The sequence below is a fragment of the Clostridioides sp. ZZV14-6345 genome, assembly GCF_020657775.1.
Taxonomy (GTDB): domain Bacteria; phylum Bacillota; class Clostridia; order Peptostreptococcales; family Peptostreptococcaceae; genus Clostridioides; species Clostridioides difficile_D.
This window is the reverse complement of sequence record NZ_JAGWCX010000001.1, coordinates 1-20,600: the sequence shown is the minus strand read 5'-3', so window position 1 is coordinate 20,600 and position 20,600 is coordinate 1. Positions and strand designations below refer to the sequence as shown.

Here is a 20,600-nt window from a genome sequence, read left to right as displayed (position 1 = left end):
TTTTATTTTCTACACAGTAGTAATCTTAGTTAAAGTATAAAAATTTAAAGACTAAGCCATTTTACCGTGGAATGTTCTGTTTATAACATCTAATTGTTGTTCTTTAGTTAATTTTATGAAGTTAACAGCATATCCAGATACTCTTATAGTTAATTGTGGATATTCTTCTGGATGTTCCATAGCATCTTCTAAAGTAGCTCTATCAAATACATTTACATTTAAGTGATGAGCATTTTGAGAGAAGTATCCATCCATCATTGCAGAAAGATTATTTATTCTTTCAGTCATATCTTTTCCTAAAGCAGCAGGTACTATAGAGAAAGTATTAGATATACCATCTTGAGCATGCTCATATGGTAATTTAGCAACTGAAGATAATGAAGCTAAAGCACCATTAGTGTCTCTACCATGCATTGGGTTAGCACCAGGAGCAAATGGAGCACCAGCTCTTCTACCATCTGGTGTATTACCAGTTTTCTTACCATAAACAACATTTGAAGTTATTGTAAGTATAGATTGAGTTGGATAAGAATTTCTATAAGTTTTATTCTTTCTTATTTTATTCATAAAGCTTTCAACTAACTCTACAGCTATACTGTCAACTCTATCATCATTGTTTCCGTATTTTGGATAATCTCCTTCTATTTCAAAATCAACAGCTATTCCTTGTTCATTTCTAATAGTTTTAACCTTAGCATGTTTTATAGCAGATAATGAGTCTGCACAAACTGATAATCCAGCCATACCACAAGCCATAGTTCTAAATATATCTCTATCATGTAATGCCATTTCTAATGCTTCATAAGAATATTTATCGTGCATATAATGTATTACATTTAAAGTATTTACATATAATGTTGCTAACCAATCAGTGAATGGTTCAAATTTACTCATAACTTCATCATAATCTAAGTACTCAGAAGTTATAGGTTCAAATCTTGGTCCAACCTGAACACCAGATTTTTCATCTACACCACCATTTATAGCGTATAATAAAGTTTTAGCTAAGTTAACTCTAGCTCCGAAGAACTGCATTTGTTTACCAATTCTCATTGCAGATACACAACAAGCTATACCATAGTCATCTCCCCAGTATGCTCTCATTAAGTCATCATTTTCATACTGTACTGAACTTGTATCTATAGATACTTTAGAACAGAAATCTTTGAATCCTTGAGGTAGTTTAGTTGACCATAGAACTGTTAAGTTTGGTTCTGGAGAAGGTCCTAATGTATATAGAGTATTTAACATTCTAAATGAGTTTTTAGTAACTAATGTTCTACCATCTATTCCCATACCTCCTATGCACTCAGTTACCCAAGTTGGGTCTCCAGAGAATAGGTTATTGTAATCAGGAGTTCTTAGGAATTTAACCATTCTTAATTTCATAACAAAATGGTCCATATACTCTTGTAATTCTTCTTCTGTTACGATTCCAGCTTTTAAATCTCTTTCAAAGTATATATCTAAGAAAGTAGATGTTCTACCTAAAGACATAGCAGCACCATTTTGGTCTTTAACAGCACCTAAATAACCAAAGTATAACCATTGTACAGCTTCTTTTGAGTTAGTTGCTGGTTTTGATATATCAAATCCATAAGACTTGGCCATCTTTTTAAGTTCATTTAAAGCTGATATTTGCTCAGTTATTTCTTCTCTTAATCTGATAACTTCTTCATCCATGCAAGAAACTTCTAATGATTTCTTTTGCTCATTTTTATCTTCTATTAAAGCATCAACACCATATAGAGCAACTCTTCTGTAGTCACCAATTATTCTTCCTCTACCATAAGCATCTGGAAGACCTGTTATTATACCTGATTTTCTAGCAGCTCTCATTTCTGGAGTATAAACATCAAAAACTCCTTGGTTGTGTGTTTTTCTGTATTTAGTAAATATATCTTTTATTTCTGGGTCTAATTCATATCCAAAAGCTTCGCATGAATTCTCAACCATCTTGATACCACCATATGGCATAACAGCTCTTTTTAAAGGGGCATCCGTTTGTAACCCAACTATTGTTTCTAATCCTTTATCTAAATATCCTGGAGCATATGCAGCTATTCCAGAAACAGTTTTTGTATCAACATCTAAAGTACCACCATTTTCTCTTTCTTTTTTAAATAAGACCATTGCTTTGTCCCATAATTTTTTAGTGTTTTCAGTAGCACCAGCTAAGAAAGAGTCATTTCCTTCATATGGAGAATAGTTTAATTGTATAAATTCTCTAACGTTTATTTCTTTAGTCCATCTTCCTGTTTTAAATCCTTGCCATGCATTCATTAAGTGTTTCCTCCTTAGATTTAAATGATAAATAATACTATTAAAATTAATTTTTATATACTTAATTTATTTTATATATTTTTTTAAAAATATATTTTCTAATATAATAATAACATATTATTCGTATCCTGTATACACAAAAAATAAAAAATTGTCGTTTTAAAGTGTAAAACAAATTATATGTTAATAATGTGATGAAATTATACCCATATATAAATGAAATGAAACAAATAAATAACTAATTAATAGGAATGTATTTCTTTATTTTGGGTTTAGAATAAATAAATCTTATTATAGAAAAAAGAAAAAGCATACATCTTTACAAATTGAATATTTATTTAATAGGGGGAGGTGATATATTGTTTATCACAGTGATATTATTTTTAGTAGGTTTTCTATTAATTACTAAAGGCGCAGATATCTTTATAAATTGTACTGTAGAGATAGGGAGAAAAACGAATATATCAGAAATTATACTTGGAGCAACTATAGTTAGTTTTGCGACAACATTACCTGAATTTACAGTGTCTTTGCTTGCTTCTATTGATGGGCACACTACTATGAGTTTAGGAAATGCAGTTGGTTCTATAATATGTAATACAGGATTAGCATTAGGGTTGGTTGTTTTTCTAAGTCCATTTAATGTAGATAAAAAAATGTTTTTTTCTAAGTCCTTACTATTAATAGTGTCTGTTATAGTTTTAATTTTATTGAGTTTAGATGGAGTTATAACAAGAGGGGATTCATTATTACTTATAATAATATTAATCTTTTATATGGTTAATAATTATAGAAGTGTCGTTGGGAAATCCAATACTAAAAATAGAAATATCAAAAATGACGCTATTAAAGATATATCTACTAAAAAAGGTAAAAATTATAGAGGTTTTTCTGTAGTAGAAATTGTGAAAATACTATTACTTTTTGCTACAGGTTTGATAATGATGATAATAGGCTCACAAATCCTTATAGAGAGTGGAGTGAGAATAGCTAGCTTTTTAAATATACCTCAAGGTATAGTAAGTTTGACTATAATAGCACTTGGAACTTCTCTGCCAGAAATAGTTTCATCAATTACTGCTATAAGAAAAAATCATCATGAAATATCAGTAGGGAATATTTTGGGTGCAAACATATTAAATATAGTGTCAGTAATAGCTATATCAGCAATACCAAATAACATACCAATACTATCTCAAAATAGACAACTAGATATACCATTTATGATATTGTTGCTATTAATAGTAATAATACCAACACTTAAATCGAATAGACTTAGCAGAATACAAGGAATATTGATGTTATTCACATATTTTCTGTACATATCAATTTTGTATTTTATGTATATTATTTAACTAAACTGTTTAAAATATTAATTGCAGAATATCCTAAAAAAGTGTATAATGGATAGGTTAAGATTAATTGATAACGGAGAGGAATAATATATGAATATAACAAAGTTTGAAGATTTACCAATAAGTGAGGGAATAAAAAAAGCGATAGCTGAAATGGGGTTTGAAGAACCATCTCCTATACAAGCACAGTCTATACCTGCGATTTTGTCAGGTAAAGACGTTATAGGCCAAGCTCAAACTGGTACGGGAAAAACAGCCGCTTTTAGTATACCTATACTAGAAACAATAGACCCAAATAATAGAAGTTTACAAGCTGTAGTACTTTGTCCAACAAGAGAGCTTGCAATACAAGTATCAACAGAAATAAGAAAACTAGCTAAGTATTCGTACGGAATAAAGACATTACCTATATATGGTGGTCAACCAATAGATAGACAAATAAAATCTCTAAAGAGTGGTGTGCAAGTTGTAATAGGTACACCTGGACGTACAATAGACCATATAAATCGTAAAACATTAAAAATGGATAATGTAAAAATGATTATATTAGACGAAGCAGATGAAATGCTAGATATGGGATTTAGAGAAGATATAGAGATGATTTTAAGTAAGATTCCAGAAGAAAGACAAACAACTTTCTTTTCAGCTACTATGCCAAGAGGAATTTTAGAATTGACTAAGAGATATCAAAAAGACCCAGAACATATAAAAGTTGTTAGAAAAGAACTTACAGTTTCAAATACAAAACAATACTATATAGAAACTAGGTCATCAAATAAATTAGAAGTATTATGTAGATTAGTTGATGTGTATGACCCTAAATTATCTGTTGTTTTCTGTAATACTAAGAGAAAAGCAGATGAATTGGTAGGAGATTTACAAGCAAGAGGATATTTTGCAGATGCATTACATGGTGATTTAAAGCAGACTCAAAGAGATATAGTAATGGATAAGTTTAGAAATGGTACAATAGATATACTTGTTGCTACTGATGTTGCAGCTAGAGGTATAGATGTTGATGATGTTGAATGTGTATTCAATTATGATTTACCACAAGATGAAGAGTATTATGTTCATAGAATTGGTAGAACTGGTCGTGCTGGTAGAGAAGGTATGTCATTTACTTTTGTATTTGGAAAAGAAATGAGAAAGATGAAAGATATAGAAAGATATACTAAATCTAAATTAATAAAGCATAATATACCAACAATAACTGATGTTGAAGAGAAAAAAGTAGGTACTTTCTTTGCACAAGTTAAACAAACTATAGAAGAAGGACATTTAACTAAACAATTACAATGGTTAGAAAGTTTCTGTAATGAAGAAGACTATGCAATGGTTGATATAGCTGCTGCACTTGTGAAGCTATCTCTAGGTGAAGAAATGAAGGAAGAAATAATAGAAGAAAGACCTAGAAGAGAATATGGAGATAGAAAAGGTGGAACTGGAGCTAAAGATGGTATGATTAGATTGTTTATCAATATTGGTAGAAATCAAAGAGTACAAGCCAAAGATATAGTTGGTGCTATAGCTGGAGAAGTTGGAATACCAGGTAAAGTAGTAGGTACTATAGATATATATGATAAATATACTTTTGTTGAAATACCTAAAAAAGATGCAAAAACAGTAATTGAAAAGATGAAAGACATTAAGATAAAAGGTAATAAGATTAATATAGAAAAAGCAAATAAAAAGAAAAAATAATGTATAGTATACAAAAATATATAAAATAGTATATTGGATATTTAAAAAGCCTGATGTGTTTACAAAACAGATAGTAGATAATCTGTAAGAGTTAACAGCATAAGGCTTTTCTTGTTTTATATACTGTAGTTTTGAATATATAAAATTTAATAAATTATGGTATATATATTAATTTTTAATAAGGTAAGAAAATAGAAAGAAGGATATTTTATGGATATAATAAAAAAATTAAGTCATGGATGTACATTAGATTGCTATGATTGTTGTAAATTTAATGTTTATACTAAAGGAAATAATGTAATAAAAATTGAAGGGGATAAAAATCATCCTTACACAAAAGGTTTTATATGCAAAAAAGGGATGGCTCATTTAGATAGATTAAATCATAAGGATAGGATAAAGACTCCTATGCTTAAAGTTGATGGAGTATGGAAAGAGATTTCTTTTGATAAGGCTCTAGAAATAATGGCAGAAAAACTTACATACTATAAAGAAAAGTATACATCAAAGTCTGTCATGCATTATGACCAATATGGAAGTGGGTCTGTATTAAAATACATAGGAGATATATTTTTTAATTTTTACGGAGGTGTTAGCAGACATAAGGGTGGTCCATGTTGGAGTGCAGGGATGCATGCTCAAAAGTATGATTTTGGAGTAGCTAAGGGTCATTCTATAGAAGATATGTTAAATAGTAAAAGCATATTTGTGTGGGGAAAAAATCCAGCATATACTACAATTCATACTATGCAAATAATTAAAAAAGCTAAAGAAAAAGGTATAAAGATAGTAGTGGTTGACCCTATATATACAAAAACAGCTCAAATAGCAGATAAATACATACAGGTAAATCCTGGAACAGATGGGGCTTTAGCTATAGCTATGGCAAAAATTATAGTAGAAGATAAATTATATGATGAAGAATATATAAACTCATATGTTATTGGTTTTGAAGAGTATAAAAAATATTTATGTTCATTGGAATTAAGTTTTTTAATTGATGAATGTGGTGTTAAAGAGAATGATATAAGAGAATTAGTTGCTTTATATACTAACAAATATTCGAGTATAAACATTGGATATGGGCTTCAAAAATATAAAAATGGTGGAAATACAATAAGAGCTATAGATGCTTTAGGAGCTATAACTGGTCAAATCGGATTTAGTGGTGGAGGGGTAAACTATGCTAATAAAGTTTATCCAAGTGTTATAAATTCTGACCCTTACAATAGCCAATCATATGGTGAAGATAGGGAGTTTTATGTAAGTAATATCAGTAAATTTATAGAAGAATCTTTAAAAAATACATCAAATAAAATAAATTATGTATCAGATGAACTTAATAGGGCATTAAATAAAGTGAATCATGTATCAGATGAACTTGATACAACATCAAATAAAACAGATTATATATCAAATGAATTGTATAATTTATCTAATAAGTCAATCAAAGATAATATTCCTATAAAGATGGCTGTGATAACTAAAAGTAATATGCTGAATCAACTGCCAGATTTAGTAGAATTGGAGAGGGTGTTTTCAAAAATTGAATTTAAAGTATGTTTTGATTTGTTTATGACTGATACAGCTACTTTATGTGACCTGTTTATACCTTGTACAAATACACTAGAGAGTGAAGATATAATTTATAGCTCAATGGCTAATCCATATATAACCTATAATGAAAGAGCAGTAAAGCCAGCACATAAATTGATGGATGAATATTACTTCTTTATGGAACTAGCTAAAAAGATGGGAATAAAAAATTATCCATTTGTAGAGAAGAAAGAATATCTAGAGAAAGTGATTGAACCACTTAAACATTTTGATAAAAACATAGATATAGAAAAACTTAAAAATAGTTATTTTACTATACATAATCCTGTTGCTTGGGAGGATAAGAAGTTTGAGACTCCATCTGGAAAATACGAGCTTTATTCAGAAAGGATAAAAAATTTGGGAATAAGTCCAACACCAGTATATATAAGTAATAAACCTAAAAAAATAGAAGAGAAAAATGAAAATATTTCTTTTAGATTATTAACTAATCATCATGCAGATACTTTATTTAGCCAACATTTTATGGATAAAGAATCTATAGCTCAAGCATATATAAATCAAAGCATGGCTAAAAAAATAGGTATTAAGGATAAAGATATTGTGATGTTAAGGTCAAAAAAATCAAAATTAAATGTACAAATAAGTATAGATGATGGAGTAGGTAATTATATAGTAAAAATGTATGTTGGTTGGTGGAAGAAACATGGGAATCCTAATAGTTTGACAGATACTGGTATATCAGATTTTGGTGGTCAGGTAACATATAATGAAAGCATGGTAGAAATAATACGACAAAACTAGTTAAATTTCATTGAAGGAATAGAAATACAATTATAGAATTGATTAAAAGTTACTATTTTTACAAAACTATTGAAGGAGGGATTTTGATGGTAAATTATTCCTTAGAACATAAGAATCTATACATAGAATTTATGTGCTCAGAACTAGACCACCATGTAGCCAATGAAATAAGGGAAGAAATAGATAACTTATTAAGTGTAAATCAAGTTAAAAATGTTGTATTTAATTTTGAAAATATTAATTTTATGGATTCTTCAGGTATAGGTGTCATCATAGGTAGATATAAAAAGATTTCTAATGAAGGGGGACGAGTTTCAGTAATTAATATAAGTTCACGAGTTAAGAAGATTTTTGATTTATCTGGGTTAAATAAAATTATTGGCATTTATGATACGTATGAAGAAGCTCTAAGTTCTTTGTAGGGAGGAGTATGTGATGAATAATATTATGGAAGTTAAATTTTCGGCAATATCTGAAAATGAAAGTTTAGCAAGAGTTATAGTAGCATCCTTTGCAGCTAAGTTAGACCCAACAGTAGATGAATTAGTAGATATAAAAACTGCTGTCTCTGAGGCTGTTACAAATGCTATAATACATGGATATGAAGAGGACAGTTCTAAGTTTGTTTTCTTAAGATGTGAGATAGAAGGAAATACTATAAAGATTATAGTTGAAGATGAAGGGTATGGAATAGAAAATGTGGAGAAGGCAATGGAACCACTTTATACATCAAAACCAGAACTTGATAGATCAGGAATGGGATTCACAGTAATGAAAAGCTTTATGGACGATGTAGAGGTAAGTTCTGTAAAAGATAATGGGACTAGAATTGAAATGACTAAAAAAATAAATGTGCCTAAATAAAGTCCAAAAGTGAGGTTTTATTATGGAAGTAACTGTTGCCAGAGAAGAAAAAAAACCTCTTCTTAGTCATGAAGAGACTCTAGAACTTATTGAAAAAGTTCAAAATGGAGATGAAGAGGCAAAAGAAATATTAATATCAAGCAATTTAGGTCTAGTTAGGAGCGTTGTATCTAGATTTTTAAATATAGGATATGATAGAGAAGATTTATTTCAGTTAGGTTCTATAGGCTTAATAAAATCAATATATAAATTTGACCCAAAATTTAATGTAAAATTCTCTACTTATGCAGTACCAATGATTTTAGGTGAAATAAAGAGATACTTAAGAGATGATGGTATGATAAAAGTATCAAGGTCTTTAAAGCAAATAGCTGTAAAGGCAAAGATGGAAAGTGAAGCTTTAACCAAAAAATTAGGTAGAGAACCGAGTATAGAAGAATTAGCTAAAGCAATAGATGTAGAAAAAGAAGATTTAGTAATGGCTATGGAAGCTAATTTCAACGTTGAGTATTTGCAAGGAGTTATTCATGAAGAGGAAGGTTCTCCAATATGTCTTATTGATAAAATAAGCATGAAAGGAGAAAGTGAAGAAGAAAAAGTAGTGGATAATATATTGTTAAAAGACATACTTGGAAGATTAGATAAGAGAGAACGCCAAATAATAGTTCTCAGATACTTTGAAGATATGACTCAAAGTGAAATAGGAGAAATGCTTAATATATCACAGGTTCAAGTATCTAGGATAGAGAAAAAAGTGTTGTCTAAGTTAAAAGAATATATATCATGAGAGTACTTATGATATGTAGAATAACAAGGATGTGTAGAATAACAAAAAATAATAAAGGTATTACTAAAATAAGTTGTAATAACTTTTTATGTTAAGTTTTTAAATTATTAATAAAAAATAATAAAAATAAGGTGTCTTTATGAGAAAATAAATTTTTTCTTTATCAGGCATCTTTTTTATTTTTTGACAAAACTTTAAACAGTCAAAATAAATAATAGGTTTATTTTTTTAAAATTAACAAATAATACTTTAGAGAGGTGTTTAGTATGGATAAAAATTATAAAAAATATGTAGACCAAATAAGCCCAAAACCTACATATTTAAAAAACTATACACTTGCATTTATTGTAGGTGGAATTATTTGTATGATAGGGCAAGCAATAAATGATTTATACATGAAAGTAGGAGGTCTTGATAAATTAGGTGCTAGTTCTGCAACATCAATAACACTAATATTTATAGGGGCATTTTTAACTGGGCTAGGAGTTTATGACCTAATAGGAAAAAGAGCTGGAGCTGGTTCTATAATTCCAATAACAGGTTTTGCTAACTCTATAGTATCTCCAGCAATGGAGTATAAAAGAGAAGGTTATGTGTTAGGTGTAGGTGCAAACTTATTTAAAATTGCAGGGCCAGTTTTAGTTTATGGTATAGGCTCTTCTATTTTATGTGGAATTATTTATTATATTTTTAAGATGTTTTAGAGGAGTATTATTTAATTTAAATTTTATTAATTACAAAGAAGCTATAAAAGGTAAAGAATAACTATGAAAGTAGTTAATTAGACAATAAACATGCAGATTTTAATTAATATTAAAAAATTAAATAGTAAAATGCAAAATTAAAAAGGTGTGAAAATATGAAAAATAAAAGAATTGGAAAAAGAACAGTCAAGTTAGAAAATAAACCAACAATAATATCAACTGGAACTATAGTTGGTCCTAAGGAAGGTGAAGGGCCACTAAAGGATTATTTTGATATGATTATGACTGACGATTTATATGGTGAAAAAACTTGGGAATTAGCTGAAAGTAAAATGGTAGAAACTGCATCTCAAAAAGCTATACAAAAGGCAGGAAAGAAACTGACAGATGTAAATTATATGCTAGGTGGAGATTTAATAAATCAAATAGTACCAGCATCATTTGCAGCAAGAGAATTAGCCATTCCATTTTTAGGTATATATGGAGCTTGTTCTACAATGGCAGAAGGTCTTTGTATAGGTTCTATGCTTATAGATGGTGGTTTTGCAGATTTAGTACTATCAGGTACATCAAGCCATTATTGTACAGCAGAAAGACAGTTTAGATTTCCACTAGAACTTGGAAATCAAAAGCCAATGACAGCTCAATGGACAGTTACAGGAGCAGGAAGTGTATTATTAGCTTCTAATGGAGAAGGTCCAAAGGTGAAGTATGTTACAGTTGGTAAAGTAATAGATAAAGGTATTGATGATGGTAATAATATGGGACCAGCTATGGCTCCAGCAGCAATAGATACCATATATTCTTATTTTGAAGACACGAATGATGACCCAAATAGCTTTGATATAATTGCTACTGGAGATTTAGGTACTCTTGGAAAGCAGATAACAGAAGACTTTTTAAAAGAAAAGGGCGTAGATATATCAAAATGTTATACTGACTGTGGTATAGAAATGTTTAATCTTAAAGAACAAGATGTCCATTGTGGTGGAAGTGGATGTGGATGTTCAGCTACAGTATTTGCAGGATATATATATGAGAAGTTGAGAAAAAAAGAATTTAACAAAGTAATGCTTGTATCAACAGGAGCACTACTTTCACCAACAAGTACACTACAAAAGCAGACAATACCATGTGTTGCACATGCAGTAGTAATAGTAAACGAGTAGGAAGTGATATATATGTTAATGGACTATGTAAGAGTATTTATTGTAGGTGGAATTATATGTTTAATAGCCCAAGTAATGATGGATTATTTTAAAATGCAAACTCCATATGTTATGGTAACATATGTAACAACTGGTGTAGTTTTAACTTTTCTAGGTCTTTACGAGCCATTAGTTAAGTTTGCATCAGCAGGTGCAACAGTTCCTATAATAGGATTTGGTTATTCACTTGCTAAAGGGGTAATAAAGTCAATTCAAAGTGATGGATTTTTAGGTATTTTTCTAGGAGGTACAACTGCTACAGCTGGTGGAATAGCCGCAGCTATATTTTTTGGCTATCTTATGTCAGTAGTATTTACTCCAAAAGCAAAACCATAAATATAACTTAATAGAATAATAAATTTTTATAAAATGGAGTTGGCTCAAATTTGATTTTTTCTAATCAAATTTTAAGTTCAACTCCATTTTTAGATTTTTAGATGCTATTTTTTATTATTTCTTTTTTAATTAATACCTTAAATTTTAATACAATCTCTTATTCTTTCTTCTGTGGTATCCATCTCAAATTCTTCATTTAACAATACATTGTTTATCCTATTTTTTTACTCTATTTAAAAACTAGTATCATTATCAAATAATAATATATCTATTCATAACAATTCACCATTTACAATAAAAATTGAAAATCAAGAAAAATAATAGTTTTCATATATTTACATAATATAAACCTTTTATACTACATCAATAAAAATTTTACTTTTGTAGTGTTTTTAAAAAATAATTATTTTCATATAATATCTTTATTATTCATATATAATTTATTTATTGTTTTCATATAATCTCATTACTATTCTCATATGACTTATTTATTAGTTTAATAATGTATTTCAAAATAAACTTTTAAATTAATGTATTTTCAAATATTTTAATTTTTATATTTTTTGCAAGATATTATTCCTATTTTACAAATGTAATAACTAATTTTGAATATATGTTGTCAAAATTCAAAAAAAATCATCCTTAAATAAGTGCGAGAGGGGTGATTATATGAAAAAATCTTTTTATGAACTAATTATTTCATCAAGAAGAAATTCAGTAGAGGATTTACAAGAAATTTTATTTACTTTTGAGCCATTACTGAAAAAACTTAGTAAATTTTTACATTATGAAGAAGGGAATACAGATTTAATAATATTTTTTATTGAACTACTAAAAAAAATGGATTTAGAAAAATTTAATATGAAAAATGACGGTGTAATAGTCAAATATATTCATAAATCATTGCTTAATAAAACCTTTGAGTTGTCTAAAAAATATTCTAAAACAAAATTTAAATTTGTAGAATTTGATGAAAATATATTGAATATTAATATTCAGTTAGATAAATGTTGTTTTGAAGAAAGTATTTGTTTCTATGAATACATTTTTAAAGAATTATTTGGCATTCAAAGGAAAGTTATTTTTTATAAATATCTAAAAGGCTATTCTGACAAAGAAATATCTATGAAATTAAAGATATCAAGACAAGCTGTTAATAAGGCTAAAAATAGAGCCTTTAAAAAAATAAAAAATGATTATAAAAAATATTTAAATGTATAGATAAAGAATTTTTGAAACTAACATTAACACAAAGTTTGTATTACATTTAAAAATTTTTTATAGGATAAAAGCAAAAAAATATTTTGAAATATATAAAATAATAGAGAGAATAAATACCAAATTTTAATAGTTAATTTAACCAATAGACTAAAATGATATAGAAGATATATATAAAAACCTAAATTAGATTTACATACTTGTATCAAAGTACGTTTTTATTTAATGGAAGAGCAAGTTAACTAACCAAATATCTTCAAATTAAAATATTGGCAAGTGAATAGATATGAAAACTTAAATTATAAAAGGCTTGATATGAATATATTTTTATAAAGTGTTCTATCTAGTAAGGAGATTTACCAATAAAAAGGTGAGCTACAATGAGTCCACAGTAGTTCACCTTTTTTATGTTTTTACAGTAACAGAATATTTTAATACTTATAACATATGAATTAAACAAAATTGTCTTTTAAATCATTTAAATTAATGTATTTTTAAATAATTTTATTTTATATTTTTTACAATTATAATGCTTAATTTCTAATACATGTTGTCAAAATTCAAAAAAAGTCATCATTATAACTATAAGAGAGGTGATTATATGAAAAGTCCTTTTATGAATTAATTATTTTATCAAAAAGTAATTCAGTAAATGATTTACAAGAATTTTTATTTGTTTTGAGACACTATTGAAAAAAGTTAGTTAATTAAAAAAACATTCTAAAGAAAAGTTTTAATTTATAGAATATTATGGAAATATAATGTATCTTAATGCTTATTTAGAAAAAACAGAGATTTTAAGGAAATAAAAAGGAGTTGTTATAATGGAAGGTGAGATTTTGAAATTAGCATCAACGCAAGGTATATGGTCTGTTTTAAGTATTTTTTTAATTTTTTATATAATAAAAACACAAAAAATATTTGATGAAAGGCAAAGCAATAGAGAAAATAATTATCAAATTTTAATAAAGGATTTAACTGATAGATTAAAAGTTACAGAAAAAATATATAAAGAAATAAAAAATATTAAAAAAATATAAAATAGGTTTACAGATTTCTATAAGATAACCTCTTTATATAATAGAAGAGTCAATTAACTAGTTGAGTGTCTTTAGATTAAAATGTTAGGAAGTGAGTTAAATATGAAAACTTAAATCATAAAAAATTAATATTAATTTATTTTTTTAAATAGAAAGGAGTTGTTATAACAGAAAGTGATATTTTGAAATTAGCATCAACACAAGAAGTGTATAAGATTTATTTTCAAAGTTTAAAACAAGAAAATCAATTTAAAGTAGGCTTAAAACATGGATACTTTATTTAATTAATGAGTTATTATTTGGAGATGTGAAAATTTTAACAATATAAAGCCAAATGATATACTTTACTTTATCAAAAATAATAATACGAGGAGGTTCTTATGCCTTTAATATCTAGAACAGAGTTAATACTACTAGCATTTAGCGTTAAAGCAAAAGAAGATGAGTATAAAACTATATTAAACAATTTAGATGAATATAATAAGTTAGTTACAAACAATAGTGAGGAAAAATATCTACAATTAAAAAAATTAAGTGAATCAATTGATGTTTTCATGAAGAAATATGAGAATTCAAGTAGAAATAAAGCACTCTCTGATTTAAAAGAAGATATATCAGAGGAAGTAATCCTCATTAAAAATTCAAATACAAGTCCTGTAGAAAAGAATTTACATTTTGTATGGATAGGAGGAGAAGTCAGTGATGTTGCTCTTGAATATATAAAGCAATGGACTGATATTAATGCAGAATATAGTACTAAACTATGGTATGATGGCGAAGCATTTTTAGTTAATACACTAAAAAAGGCTATAGTTGAGTCTTCTACCATTGAATCATTACAGTTATTAGAAAAAGATATTCAAGATCCTCAATTTGATTATATGCTATTTTACCAAAAAAGAATGGAATTTATATATGATAGACAAAAGAGATTCATAGCTTATTATAAATCTGAAATCAATAAACCTACAGTACCTACAATAGATGATATTATAAAGTCTCATCTAGTAGATGAATATAGTAAAGACGCAGGTGTACTAGAATCCTATAGAACAAATTCTTTGAAAAAAATAAATAGTAACAATGGGATAGATATCAGATCTAATAACTTGTTTACAGAACAAGAGTTATTAAGTATTTATAATCAGGAATTGTTAAATCATGGAAATCTAGCTGCAGCATCTGATGTAGTAAGATTATTAGTCTTAAAGAAATTTGGAGGAGTATATTTAGATGTTGATATGCTTCCAGGTATACAATCTGATTTATTTCAGACAATATCTAGACCTGATTCTATAGCATCAGACACTTGGGAACAGATAAAATTAGAGGCTATTATGAAGTATAAGAAATATATAAATAATTATACATCAGCAAATTTTGATAAACTTGATCAACAATTAAAAGATAAATTTAAAATCATTATAGAAAGTAAAAGTGAAAAATCAGAGATATTTTCCAAGTTAGGAAATTTAAATTTATCTGATATTGACCTTAAAGCAACTTTCGTTTTCAGCAGTGTTATAAATCAAGGATTGATATCAAAAAAAGATTCATATCTTACCAACCTAGTAATAGAACAAATAAAAAACAGATATCAAATTTTAAATAAACACCTTAACCCAGCTATAGAATCTGGCACTAACTTCTCTGAGACGAATACAATTTTCAATAAGTCATTAGCTAATTCAGAGCTTCAAAAAAACTATACATTTTTAAATAAAATATCAAGATATTTAGAAGTAGGTTTTATGCCAGGTGCTACCTCTACAATAAGTTTAAGTGGTCCAGGAGCTTACGTAACAGCTTACTATGATTTTATGGAATTCCAAGAAAACACTGTAGAAGCAGGTGTATTAAAACCAGGCATAATGGAATTTAAATTCCCAGCAGATAGTATATCCCAACTTACAGAACAGGAAACAGATAGTTTATGGAGACTTAAGCATGCAGATGTAAAATATGAATTTGAGAAATATGTAAGAGATTATACTCAAGGCTCTCTTTCTGAAGATAGTGGAATAGATTTTAATAAAAATACTATTATTAACAAAAGCTATTTATTAAATGATAAAATTCCATCAAATAATATAAAAGAAACTGGAAGTAAAAATTATGTTCACTATATCATACAACTACAAGGAGATGATATAAGTTACGAATCAGCATGTAATCTATTTTCTAAAAATCCTGAAAATAGCATTATAATACAACGAAATATGAATGAAAGTGCAAAAAGTTACTTTTTAAGTGGTGATGGAAAATCTATTTTAGAATTAAATAAATATAGAATACCTGAAAGGTTAAAAAATAAGGAAAAAATAAAAGTAACCTTTATTGGACATGGTAAAGACGAATTTAACACAAACGAATTTGCTAAATTAAGTGTGGATTCACTTTCTAATGAGATAAGTTCATTTTTAGATATCATAAAATTAGATATATCGCCTAAAAGTGTAGAAGTAAACCTGCTTGGATGTAATATGTTTAGTTATGATGTTAATATTGGAGAAACTTATCCTGGCAAATTACTATTAAGAATCATGGACAAAATTACTTCCACTTTACCTAGTGTAAATAAAGATTCTATTACTATAGGAGCAAATCAATATGAAGTAAGGATTAATAGCAAGGGAAGGAAAGAACTACTGGCTCATTCAGGTAAATGGGTAAATAAAGAGGAAGCTATTATGAGGGATTTATCTAGTAAAGAATATATCTTCCTAGATCCGATAGATAATAAACTAAAAGCAAAATCTAAAAATATTCCAAAATTAGCATCAATATCAGAGGATATAAAAACATTGTTACTTGATACAAGTATTAATCCTGATGTGAAATCTATCTTAAGTAATCTTAAACTTGATGTTGAGTCCTCTATTGGAGATCATATTTATTATGAAAAATTAGAACCTGTTAGAAATATAATTCACAACTCTATAGATGATTTAATAAATGAGTTCAATCTACTTGAAAATGTATCTGATGAATTACATGAATTAAAAAAATTAAATAATTTAGATGATAGGTATTTAGTATCTTTTGAAGATATCTCAAAAAATAATTCAACTTACTCTGTAAGATTTATTAACAAAAGTAATGGTGAATCAGTTTATGTACAGACAGAAAAAGAAATTTTTTCAGAATATAGCGAGCATATTACAAAAGAGATAAGTACTATAAAAAATAGTATAGTTGCAGATGTTAATGGTAATTTAATATATAATGTAGAATTAGACCATGTATCTCAAGTTAATACATTAAATGCAGCATTTTTTATTCAATCATTAATAGATTATAGTAGTAATAAAGATGTATTAAATGGTTTAAGTACTTCAGTTAAGGTTCAACTCTATGCTCAACTATTTAGTACAGGGTTAAACACTATATATGACTCTATCCAATTATTAAACTTAATATCAAATGCAGTAAATGAGACTATAAATGTACTACCTACTATAACAGAGGGGATACCTATTGTATCTACTATATTAGATGGAGTAAACCTAGGTGCAGCAATTAAGGAATTATTAGACGAACATGACCCATTGCTAAAAAAAGAGCTAGAGGCTAAGGTAGGTGTTTTGGCAGTAAATATGTCACTATCTATTGCTGCAACAATATCTTCAATTATTGGAATAGGTGCTGAATTTACTATTTTCTTATTACCTATAGCTGGTATATCTGCAGGAATACCTTCATTAGTTAATAATGAATTAATATTACATGATAAGGCAACTTCAGTAGTAAACTATTTTAACCATTTGGCTGAATCTAAAAAATATGGTCCTTTTAAAACAGAAGATGATAAAATTTTAGTTCCTATTGATGATTTAGTAATATCAGAAGTAGATTTTAATACTAATGCAATAAAATTAGGAACATGTAATATATTATCAATGGAGGGTGGCTCAGGACACACAGTAACTGGTAATATAGACCACTTTTTCTCATCTCCATATATAAATTCTTATATTCCTCCATTATCAGTTTATTCTGCAATAGGTATGCAAACAGAAAATTTAGATTTTTCAAAAAAATTAATGATGTTACCTAATGCTCCTTCAAGATTATTTTGGTGGGAAACTGGAGCAGTTCCAGGTTTAAGGTCATTAGAAAATAATGGAACTAAATTACTTGATTCAATAAGAGATTTAAATCCAGGCAAATTTTACTGGAGATTCTATGCATTTTTCGATTTTGCAATAACTACATTAAAACCAGTGTATGAAGATACAAATGTTAAAATTAAATTAGATAAAGATACTAGAAACTTCATAATGCCAACTATAACTACTGACGAAATTAGAAACAAATTATCTTATTCATTTGAGGGAGCAGGAGGAACTTACTCTTTATTATTATCTTCATATCCAATATCAACGAATATAAATTTATCTAAAGATGATTTATGGATATTTAATATTGATAATGAAGTAAGAGAAATATCTATAGAAAATGGAATTATTAAAAAAGGAAACTTAAGAAAAGATATTTTAAGTAAAATTGATATAAATAAAAATAAACTTATTATAGGTAATCAAACAATAGATTTTTCAGGGGATATAGACAATAAAGAGAGATATATATTCTTGACTTGTGAGTTAGACGATAAAATTAGCTTAATGATAGAAGTAAACCTTGTTGCAAAATCTTATAGTTTATTATTGTCTGGAGATAAAGATTATTTGATATCTAATTTATCTAATACTATTGAGAAAATTAATATTCTAGGTCTAGATGTTAAGAATATAGCGTACAATTACACTGATGAATCTAATAATAAATATTTTGGAGCTATATCTAGAACAAGCCAAAAAAGCATAATACATTATAAAAAAGACAATAAAAATATATTAGAATCTTATAATGGCAGTACACTAGAGTTTAATAGTAAAGACTTTGTTGCAGAGAATATAAATGTATTTATAAAAGATGATATTAATACTATAACAGGAAAATACTATGTTGATAATAATACTGATAAAAGTATAGAGTTCTCTATTTCCTTAATAGGTAAAAATAAAGTAAAAGTAAATGGATTATATTTAGATGAATCTGTATACTTATCTTTCCTTGATTTTGTAAAAAATTCAGATGGAAACTACAATACTTCTAATTTTATGAACTTATTTTTGGATAAGATACAGTTCTGGAAATTATTTGGAGTTAAGAATATAAACTTTGTAGTTGATAAATACTTTGTTCTTAATGGAAAAACTAATCTTGGATATGTAGAATTTATTTGTGACAATAATAAAAATATAGACATATATTTTGGGCAATGGAAAACAGCAGCATCTAAAAGCTCTATATTTAGTGGAAATGGTAAAAACCTTGTAGTAGAACCTATATACAATATTGATACAGGTGAAGATATATCTACTTCACTAGATTTTTCTTATGAACCTCTATATGGAATAGATAGATACATCAATAAAATATTGATTGCCCCTAATTTATATACAAGTTTAATAAATATTAAAACTAATTATTATTCAAATGATTACTACCCTGAGATTATAGTTCTTAACCCTAATACATTCCACAAAAAAGTAAATATAAATTTGGATAGTTCTTCTTTTGAGTATGAATGGTCTACAGAAGGATGTGACTTTATTTTATCTAGATATTTAGAAGAAAGTAATAAAAAAATATTACAAAAAATAAGACTTAAAGATATTTTATCTAACGTTCAGTCATTTAATAAAATGAGTATAGATTTTAAAGATATTAAAGACTTATCTTTAGAATATATAATGAGTAATTTTAAATCATTTAATTCTGAAAATGAATTAGATAGAGACCATTTAGGGTTTAAAACAATAGGTAATAAAACTTATTACTATAATGAAGTTAGTAAATTGGTTAAAGGATTAATCAATATAAATAATTCATTATTCTACTTTGATCCTATAGAATCTAACTTAGTAACTGGATGGAAAACTATAAGTGGTAAAAAATATTATTTTGATATCAATAGCGGTGCAGCTTATACTGGTTATAAAACCATTAGTGGTAGACACAATTATTTTGGTAGTGATGGTGTAATGAAGATAGGTGTATTTAAAGGACCAAACGGATTTGAGTATTTTGCTCCTGCTAATACGGCTAGTAACACAGAAGGTCAAGCTATAAATTATCAAAATAAATTCTTAACTTTTAATGGAAATCTACACTATTTCAACTCTAGTTCAAAAGCAGTAACTGGATGGCAAACTATTGATGGTAAGAAATACTACTTTAGCCCTAGTACCAGCATTGCTGTAGTCGGATTACAAGTAATTGATAACAATAAGTATTATTTCAATCCTGACACTGCTATCATCTCAAAAGGTTGGCAGACTATTAATGGTAGTAGATACTATTTTGATACTGATACAGCTATTGCTTTTACTGGTTATAAAACTATTGATGGTAAACATTTTTATTTTGATAGTGATTGTATAATGAAAATAGGTGTATTTAGTGGCTCTAATGGATTTGAATATTTTGCACCTGCTAATACTTATAATAATAACCTAGAAGGTCAAGCTATAGTTTACCAAAATAAATTTTTAACTATAAATGGCAAAAAATATTACTTTGATAATAACTCAAAAGCAGTAACTGGATGGCAAACAATTGATGGTAAAAAATATTACTTTAATCCTAATACTGCTGTTGCAGCTACTGGATGGCAAACAATTGATGGTAAAAAGTATTACTTTAATCCTAATACTGCTGTTGCAGTAACTGGA

General features: G+C 27.4%; 13 protein-coding genes. 12 read left to right on the top strand and 1 reads right to left on the bottom strand.

Going from position 1 to position 20,600, the window contains the following annotated elements:
• Positions 1 to 51: 51 nt before the first annotated feature.
• A complete protein-coding gene (pflB, locus tag KGF39_RS00065; protein ID WP_107595556.1) occupies positions 52 to 2,283 on the bottom strand; it encodes a formate C-acetyltransferase in 2,232 nt (743 codons plus the stop codon).
• A gap of 359 nt (positions 2,284 to 2,642) precedes the next feature.
• Here pflB and KGF39_RS00060 point away from each other — a divergent pair, with 359 nt between their 5' ends.
• The 12 genes from KGF39_RS00060 to KGF39_RS00005 form a co-directional block, all read left to right on the top strand.
• Positions 2,643 to 3,638, top strand: coding sequence for a calcium/sodium antiporter (locus tag KGF39_RS00060; RefSeq protein WP_227820713.1), 996 nt, complete (start codon positions 2,643 to 2,645; stop codon positions 3,636 to 3,638).
• A gap of 90 nt (positions 3,639 to 3,728) precedes the next feature.
• Entirely contained in the window at positions 3,729 to 5,342 is a 1,614-nt protein-coding gene (locus KGF39_RS00055; protein ID WP_227820712.1) for a DEAD/DEAH box helicase, read from the top strand.
• A gap of 210 nt (positions 5,343 to 5,552) precedes the next feature.
• Positions 5,553 to 7,703, top strand: coding sequence for a molybdopterin-dependent oxidoreductase (locus KGF39_RS00050; protein WP_227820711.1), 2,151 nt, complete (start codon positions 5,553 to 5,555; stop codon positions 7,701 to 7,703).
• A gap of 86 nt (positions 7,704 to 7,789) precedes the next feature.
• Positions 7,790 to 8,125 (top strand): anti-sigma F factor antagonist, encoded by a 336-nt coding sequence (gene spoIIAA / locus KGF39_RS00045; RefSeq protein ID WP_003418414.1) that lies wholly within the window; start codon positions 7,790 to 7,792, stop codon positions 8,123 to 8,125.
• 13 nt (positions 8,126 to 8,138) lie between these two features.
• Positions 8,139 to 8,567 carry an anti-sigma F factor gene (spoIIAB, locus tag KGF39_RS00040; RefSeq protein ID WP_003418415.1) on the top strand — a complete coding sequence of 143 codons (429 nt, stop codon included), beginning with the start codon at positions 8,139 to 8,141 and terminating at the stop codon, positions 8,565 to 8,567.
• 22 nt (positions 8,568 to 8,589) lie between these two features.
• Positions 8,590 to 9,354, top strand: coding sequence for an RNA polymerase sporulation sigma factor SigF (gene sigF, locus KGF39_RS00035; RefSeq protein ID WP_003418417.1), 765 nt, complete (start codon positions 8,590 to 8,592; stop codon positions 9,352 to 9,354).
• A gap of 266 nt (positions 9,355 to 9,620) precedes the next feature.
• Positions 9,621 to 10,058 (top strand): stage V sporulation protein AC, encoded by a 438-nt coding sequence (spoVAC, locus tag KGF39_RS00030; RefSeq protein ID WP_003418420.1) that lies wholly within the window; start codon positions 9,621 to 9,623, stop codon positions 10,056 to 10,058.
• A 155-nt stretch (positions 10,059 to 10,213) separates the two neighbouring features.
• Positions 10,214 to 11,227, top strand: a complete 1,014-nt coding sequence (gene spoVAD / locus KGF39_RS00025) for a stage V sporulation protein AD (protein ID WP_107595560.1) — start codon at positions 10,214 to 10,216, stop codon at positions 11,225 to 11,227.
• 12 nt (positions 11,228 to 11,239) lie between these two features.
• Positions 11,240 to 11,602, top strand: coding sequence for a stage V sporulation protein AE (gene spoVAE / locus KGF39_RS00020; RefSeq protein ID WP_079739934.1), 363 nt, complete (start codon positions 11,240 to 11,242; stop codon positions 11,600 to 11,602).
• 669 nt (positions 11,603 to 12,271) lie between these two features.
• Positions 12,272 to 12,823, top strand: coding sequence for a sigma factor-like helix-turn-helix DNA-binding protein (locus KGF39_RS00015; RefSeq protein ID WP_227820710.1), 552 nt, complete (start codon positions 12,272 to 12,274; stop codon positions 12,821 to 12,823).
• 821 nt (positions 12,824 to 13,644) lie between these two features.
• Positions 13,645 to 13,860, top strand: a complete 216-nt coding sequence (locus KGF39_RS00010; RefSeq protein WP_227820709.1) for a BhlA/UviB family holin-like peptide — start codon at positions 13,645 to 13,647, stop codon at positions 13,858 to 13,860.
• 380 nt (positions 13,861 to 14,240) lie between these two features.
• Positions 14,241 to 20,600 (top strand): TcdA/TcdB pore-forming domain-containing protein (locus KGF39_RS00005; protein WP_227820708.1); only part of this gene is annotated, 6,360 nt, incomplete at its 3' end.

What these genes read in the sequence shown, in the direction of transcription:
- pflB (WP_107595556.1), bottom strand. Translation starts at nt 2,283, where the DNA reads ATGAATGCATGGCAAGGATTTAAAACAGGAAGATGGACTAAAGAAATA.
- KGF39_RS00055 (WP_227820712.1), top strand. Translation starts at nt 3,729, where the DNA reads ATGAATATAACAAAGTTTGAAGATTTACCAATAAGTGAGGGAATAAAA.
- KGF39_RS00050 (WP_227820711.1), top strand. Translation starts at nt 5,553, where the DNA reads ATGGATATAATAAAAAAATTAAGTCATGGATGTACATTAGATTGCTAT.
- spoIIAA (WP_003418414.1), top strand. Translation starts at nt 7,790, where the DNA reads ATGGTAAATTATTCCTTAGAACATAAGAATCTATACATAGAATTTATG.
- spoIIAB (WP_003418415.1), top strand. Translation starts at nt 8,139, where the DNA reads ATGAATAATATTATGGAAGTTAAATTTTCGGCAATATCTGAAAATGAA.
- sigF (WP_003418417.1), top strand. Translation starts at nt 8,590, where the DNA reads ATGGAAGTAACTGTTGCCAGAGAAGAAAAAAAACCTCTTCTTAGTCAT.
- spoVAC (WP_003418420.1), top strand. Translation starts at nt 9,621, where the DNA reads ATGGATAAAAATTATAAAAAATATGTAGACCAAATAAGCCCAAAACCT.
- spoVAD (WP_107595560.1), top strand. Translation starts at nt 10,214, where the DNA reads ATGAAAAATAAAAGAATTGGAAAAAGAACAGTCAAGTTAGAAAATAAA.
- spoVAE (WP_079739934.1), top strand. Translation starts at nt 11,240, where the DNA reads ATGTTAATGGACTATGTAAGAGTATTTATTGTAGGTGGAATTATATGT.
- KGF39_RS00015 (WP_227820710.1), top strand. Translation starts at nt 12,272, where the DNA reads ATGAAAAAATCTTTTTATGAACTAATTATTTCATCAAGAAGAAATTCA.
- KGF39_RS00010 (WP_227820709.1), top strand. Translation starts at nt 13,645, where the DNA reads ATGGAAGGTGAGATTTTGAAATTAGCATCAACGCAAGGTATATGGTCT.